The 6,240-nt window shown below is 66.3% G+C and carries 4 protein-coding genes; 2 read left to right on the top strand and 2 right to left on the bottom strand.

The window, feature by feature from the left end; translation table 11 throughout:
- Positions 1–628, bottom strand: a 628-nt coding sequence (locus C569_RS31370) for a transposase (RefSeq protein ID WP_018789089.1), incomplete at its 3' end; no start/stop codon positions are given.
- Between the two features lie 299 nt (positions 629–927).
- Between C569_RS31370 and C569_RS33475 the strand changes: the two genes are divergently transcribed.
- On the top strand, positions 928–1,662 hold the full coding sequence (locus C569_RS33475) for a hypothetical protein (protein WP_369754145.1): 735 nt from the start codon (positions 928–930) through the stop codon (positions 1,660–1,662).
- Here C569_RS33475 and C569_RS0128305 read toward each other — a convergent pair.
- Positions 1,650–2,543, bottom strand: coding sequence for an IS982 family transposase (locus C569_RS0128305; RefSeq protein ID WP_018789087.1), 894 nt, complete (start codon positions 2,541–2,543; stop codon positions 1,650–1,652). The genes C569_RS33475 and C569_RS0128305 overlap by 13 nt on opposite strands.
- A 303-nt stretch (positions 2,544–2,846) precedes the next feature.
- Here C569_RS0128305 and C569_RS0128300 point away from each other — a divergent pair, with 303 nt between their 5' ends.
- Positions 2,847–6,059, top strand: coding sequence for an NACHT domain-containing NTPase (locus tag C569_RS0128300; protein WP_018789086.1), 3,213 nt, complete (start codon positions 2,847–2,849; stop codon positions 6,057–6,059).
- The last annotated feature ends 181 nt before the right edge of the window (positions 6,060–6,240 follow it).

Raw genomic sequence — 6,240 nt, 5'->3', positions numbered from 1 at the left:
GTAGCTCGGTGCAGTTGCCGTACACCTCGTCACCGCAGATCACGTCAAAGGTCAGCTCGTCGGCGTACGCCTGGGTGCACAGGTCGATCGCGAGTTGGCCCTTCGTGCGGAACTCCGCGTCCGCCGGCAGCCCCGTCCGCGCGGCGGTGGCCGGGTCGGTGACCTGCTCGGCGGGAATCCACTGCCGCGCGGCGACCAGGGCGTGCCCGGTCCGTTCCCGCACGTAGGCCAGGTGGACGGTGTTGATGCCGTTGGCGACCCTGCCGGCGCAGCCCATGTACTGCCGTTTCACCCCGGCCGTCGCCGTGCCCTGCTTCGGCTGGCCGGTCTCGTCCAACGCCCCGACCGCCAGCCCACGCCGCCGGCGGCGGCCGGCAGCGGTGTCCAACCCGGCCGCCGCGTACCGCCGCACCTGGCTCGCCACGCCCTCGGTGTCCCACACCGCCCGGTTCAACAACCGCTGGGTCCGGTCCGGCGTGGCGTCCCCGACGTGCTCGGCGATGGTCCAGCCGTTGCGTTTCGGGATCCTGCTGACCAGCGCCGACACGTACCGGCCGGCGTGCCGCCAGGTCCGCGTCTGGACGAAACACGACCGCACCCGCTCCAACAGTTCGGCCCGTGCGCACACCGCCCGGTCAGCCGCTACCCTGGCAGCAGCAGCCGCCTTCGATCTTGTAGTTCTCACAAACACATGATCAACAAGGCGGCTGCGTCCATGTTGCACCACCCCTACCGACACGTCTTACCTGGCCACGGCCCTAATGGCGGCTGCCGTACTAGGTCGTCGGGATGGTGGGGCGTCGGCGGGGTGGGAGATCATCGTTGGGTGGCCGGCGATCGTGAGCTGACGCCTCGGCGGTGGCGGATCCTGTCGTTTCTGGCGTTGCACGAGATAGCGATCACGAGTGACGTCCGATGGTGGCGGGAGTGCCGCGGTTGACCGCGCACCGGGACCTCGCCTGGCTGCACGTCGCTCGGCTGGTGGGCCGGGAGCGGTCGGCGGAGGACCAGGCGCATGCCTGGTGGTATCGGATCACGGGGGAGGGCACAGACCTGCTCGGCCGTGACCTCGTCTCGTCGGGGCGGCCGGTGCCGTTGCGTCTAGGCCAGCGGGGCTGCCGTGCGGCGCACTACCTGCTGTTCCTGCCGCTGCTAAAGGCTTCACGCCAGAATCCGGGCCGGTATGGGTTGTTCCGGTGGTTGACGACGTTGGACACGTCGGTATGGCTGCGGGAGCGGGGCCTGGCGCACCTACGTGCTGACGGGTACGGGGTGTGGCTTGAAGACGGCCGGTGCGTGCGGTTCCTGGTCCACGTCGATCCCGGCCCCGCCGGCGAGGTGATCGCGGAACGCGAGCGGTCGACCGCCGGGCTCGGCGCTGTTCTGGCTGACTATTGGCGTGCCGACCCGGTCGTGTCGGTCGGCGTGGTGCTGGTCATCGCCCACGACGCCGCCCGGGAAGCAAACCTGCTCGCTGACCTGGTGAGCCAGCCGCTGAAGGCGCCGGTCGCGGTGACCACCCTCGGCCCGCTTCACCGACACTGGCCACGCGAGAGTGTGTGGAGGGTCCCGGCGGCGGGCACCGCACGTCACCGGTTGATCGACCTCCCTCCTTCGGTCGAAGCTAGACGAGTTGTTCCGAATGTCGGTCAGTGGTCGTAGGCGATCAGTGACCGGGTGACGGGGGCGCCGGTCTTGTTGTTGTGCCAGATCGCGGCGGCCATGGCCAGCAGACGTTGAGCGACCCGGACGGCGACACCGGCGAAGGTCCGTCCGCCGTGTTGTTCCAGGTCAAGCTGGCCCTTGAGGGTGTCGTTCACCGACTCGATCAGTTGTCGGACCTTCTTGAGCATCGGCTCGCCGTAGCGGACCTTCTCCCGTTTGCGGGACGGCCGCAGCAGCTCGATGCCTTGATCGGCCAACTGCCGCTCGAGCGGCCTGGAGGCGAAGCCCTTGTCGCTGATCAGCAGGATCCCGTCGTGTTCGGCGACCACACCGGCCTCGACCTCCAGCATCGCCGCGAGGACCTCACGCTCACCGATCTTCGGGTTCGCCAGGGCCCACAGAATCGGCATGCCGGTCGGGGTGCACACCAGGTACAGCCGCAGTCCCCAGAAGAACCGGGAGTGTGAGGCGCAGTAGCCGTACCCGGCCCACCCGGCCAGGTCCGAACGCTGCGCCGTCGGGCGCGACATGCCGCAGGGTATCGGGGTGGAATCGACGATCCAGTGGTTGTCGAACCAGAAGTCACTGTCGCGCGCCAGGTCCCGGATCACCTTCTTGACCAGCGGAAGCGCCGCACGGAGCCGCTTGTTGTAACCCGGCCGCTGCGGCAGGTAGGGAAACATGCCGCGCAGGTGGATACGGGCGTAGCGGATCCAGTGCGCTTCCGAGCGTGCGCCGAGCAGGACCTGCGCCACGGCCAGGCACACCAACTCGGAGTCGGTCAACAGCGGCGGCCGGCCCCGCCACCGGGGCGTGCGGATGCTGTCGTCGATCTTCACGTACAGTGCGGTCAAGAGGGTATCCAGGTCCTGCGTCACAACATGATCTTGGATGCCCTCTCTTCATGCCCGGACATCGACCCCTGACTTCGGAACTACTCGTCTAGGCCCGAAAAACCCGAAGGTAGGCAGACCGCGTAAGCGAATGCCGTGCGAGCCGCCATGGGCCCGACAGCCCGAGGAGCAGGCTGACCGTAAAGGTGATCAACTTCTGTCGAAGAGATTGCCAATCGTGGCTACAGCGTGGATCAGTGCGGCGGCGATGCCGTCACGCGATCACAAGTTAGTATCGTGACCGCCCAATCGAGGCCGACAAGGCAGTGGTGAGGGAGTATCCCGGCGGTGGCCGAGCAGCGCGGTGGCGTGAACAACGAGATCGGCAGTGTTCACCGGCGCGGTATCGCGGTGTTCTTGGCCACGTACGGTCTCGCGGGGGAAGGTGTGCTCGGCGGCGACTTCGTGCCGGTGCGCCTGGCTTTCGAGACTGGGCAGGCCACCGACGATCTGTGCTGTGTGTCCGAGGCCGGGACCCGGATGTTCATCTCTGCTAAGCACATCTGCGGCAACGACGAGCAGAACTTCGGTGCCACGGTCAAGCAATGGGTTAAGCAAGCGCCCGCGCTTGGGCCTGATGACCTGCTTGTACTGGCCACCGCTGAGCTGCGCGGCGCTCTCAAGATGTTGCCCGCCGCGCTGGATCGACGCCGCCACGCTCCGGACACACCTGCACCCGGATCTGAGCAGAAAGCTCTGGCCGCGCTCAAGAAGAAGATCGACGCGTGCACCGACGACCCAGTGGTGCGCGAGCGGGTTATCGAGGCCGCGCACGTGCTCGTGGCCAATGTGGTCAAAGCTGGTGATGTCGACTTCGATCTCGGCGTCGCGTTGTTGCAGGGGTCGGTGGTCGCGAAAGGTCACGGCCGTGCTGCCGTCCAGGCGCTGGCAGAGGACTTCCACACTCAGGCCAGCACTGCGTTCGCCAGCGGCCTGGATGACTGGGTGAAGGTTCTGCGGGCGACTCCGATCGAGGTCTTCGCCGACGGTGAAGGCGCGGCCGGTGCCGCGGCAAACGCCCGTCAGTTGGCGCTGTCCGCCTACCGGGACTGGCTGGGCGCCGAGGACGGCCGCGTCAGCCTGTCGTTGTTGGCCGGCGACCTGCCCGAGCTGACCGTTGCCGACCTTGCCGACGGGTTGCGAGTCACCGTCGAAGGCGGTGGACGGCGCCGTGAGCGAGTGTCGTTGCTGGCGATGAGCCGGCGCTGGCCGAGGCTGCTGCTCGCGGGCCTGCCCGGCATGGGTAAAAGCACTGCCCTGCGCCAGCTGGCCGCCCGGTGGGCAAAAAGGCCTACCGCTGCCCTGCCCGTGCCGGTATCCCTGCCTGTCGTTGCCGACCGTTGTGGACGGGCCGCCGATGTGACACTGGGCGTGCTGTGTGAGGTCGCGGCTCAATACGCGCCGGTGGAGCATCGCAAAGTCCTGATGGCGTCCCTGGAACGTGCCTGCCATGCCGGTCACGCGGTGTTGCTGCTCGACGGGTTCGACGAATGCGGAGCGCGGCGTAGCTGGATCGCCGACGGGCTACAGCGGATGCTGGCAGAACTGCCGGCTGGGCTCGGTGTCGTGCTCAGCACCCGTGACAGCGGCCTTGCGGCTGCCCGAAAACTGGGGCTGGCCCCAGTGACGATGGCGACGCCCGACAAGCTCGGCACTGTCATGCACCGACTGCTGCAGCACGTCGCCGACACTCACCAGGTCGATGAGGCGGACCGCGAGCGCTGGGTCGAGCTACGCCGCTCGTGGCTCGACGCAGCCCGGCAGGCCCACCCCGACATCGCCGACGTGCCGCTGCTGGCGACCATCATGACCTTGGTCGTGGCGAAGTCGGCGACCATACCGGTCACACACGGCCCGGCCAAGCTGCTGAGAACGGCAGTGCAACAAAGCGTGCAGGACTGGGAGCATCAACGCCGCGAAAGTGTCGGCACTCGGCCCGGCCAGCCTACCGCGCAGCAACTGCTCGACGGATTTACCGCCATCGGCTCCCGACTGATGGACTCCGAATCCGCCAGCCAGGCGCAGGTGCGGCAGGCCATTGCCGTCATGCTCGCCGACGAATGGGATATCCGTGCTGCGGGGCCTGCGGACGAACTCACCAGACACATCCTGCAGTTCTGGGACCAGCACATGGGCGTGTTCGTCGATGCTGGCGACGGCGCAGTGCGGCCGCGCAGTCGAGTATTCGCCGAGATCGCCGCCGCTATGGCCGTGCGGTGGCTCGCCGACGAGCCGCTGCGGGAGTGGGTGGACACGGCGGTCGGCAACCCCGACCGCGGCGTCACCCTGACGCTCGCAGCAGAGCTACATGCGAATGTGCTGAACATACTGCTGCGCGACGAGCGTGAGCCTGGTTTCGCGACGCGCGCTCTATTGGCGGCAGACGTACTCCGCCATGCCGCCGACACCAGCTATCACGAGCTGCATGTCGTGGTTACCCTGCTAACCGATGCCGCGGAAGAGTACCGTGACCTCGATCCGGACGTTGCAGTATCCGGCTGGCGGTGCATGGTGGCCTTGGCTGAGCTATCGCTGCCTACGGCTCTGCGCACAAAACGGGAGCAGGCGCTTGAACGGCTATGCGCCGACGACCAGCAACGGGTGATCGTCACGGCGCTGGTGGCCCTGTCAGACGCCGCCACCGACGGAACCGCGTTGTGCCCGTCGCAGGTGGCGAGCGTCCGTGCGGCGTTGCAACTCCCCGGACCAGCCCGCCGCATCTCCGACGAGGTTACGGACGTAGACCTGGATCTGGATGCATTTGAGCAATCGCTACCAGGACATCTCCAGGTCGCGGTAGCGTCGATCCCCCATCTGAAAATTTTGGGCAGTGACATGGTGAACCGCGTTCACGCGCTCATCGGGCTCGCTAGTGTCAAGATCTATTCCGGTCTCGTCCAAGCCTTGGAGGACGCCGGCTACGACGTGCCGATGCCAGTCTGGCGGAAGACAAGTAATGCTTTAGTCGCGTACGCCCTACCAGGAATTTCCTGGGAGAAACGGCAAATGCCGCTGCTGGAATCTGCGGCACGGATCGCGGAACCCAGCCCTGAGCTCTCCGTGCAGCAGCGGTGGCGGCTGTCTGAACTTGCCTCCCTGTTTAGCCTTTTGTACTTGCCAAAGGTGACACTTGGTGACCTCCGCGCAACCTTTGCTCCCGGTCAGGACAAGACACGCACGGGATGGCTAAGAGCTCTCACCGTCGCGGCTGGTCTAGATCTGGCACTAGTAGCCGCACAAGCTCGGGCTGCGATCGCCGAACTCCACACCGCTGCTGCGCCCCAAGTCGCCGATTTCCTCGAGGCGCCGGTCGCCGGACCCATACCGGCATGGGATTCAAGCCGTCTCGGCGAACGGGAGCGTAGCGCCCTACTCGCGGCGATTACCTCTGACTCCGGTTGGATGGCGCAGTCGGCGAAGCGAATCCTCAAAAAAGCTGCCAATGTGGCTGACTGTAAGCCGATGCATCTTGACAAGATTCAGGAGAGCTCGAATGACTGAAAGGACGCCCGCAGAGCAGGCGGAGTGGGACGTAGTTGACCGGTTGGACCGTATCAGGCCGATTGGTCCTGATGTGGTAAAGGCCGAAGCCGACTACGTCCTCAAGAGGTACACGGATGCCGGTTGGGAGGTCACACAGCCAGTTCAATGGGCATACGACAGCCTAATCCAGCGATCGAAG

Origin of the sequence: Micromonospora sp. CNB394 (genome assembly GCF_000374985.1) — a bacterium.
GTDB classification, from domain to species: Bacteria; Actinomycetota; Actinomycetes; order Mycobacteriales; family Micromonosporaceae; genus Micromonospora; species Micromonospora marina.
This window is presented reverse-complemented; position numbering and strand designations above follow the sequence as displayed.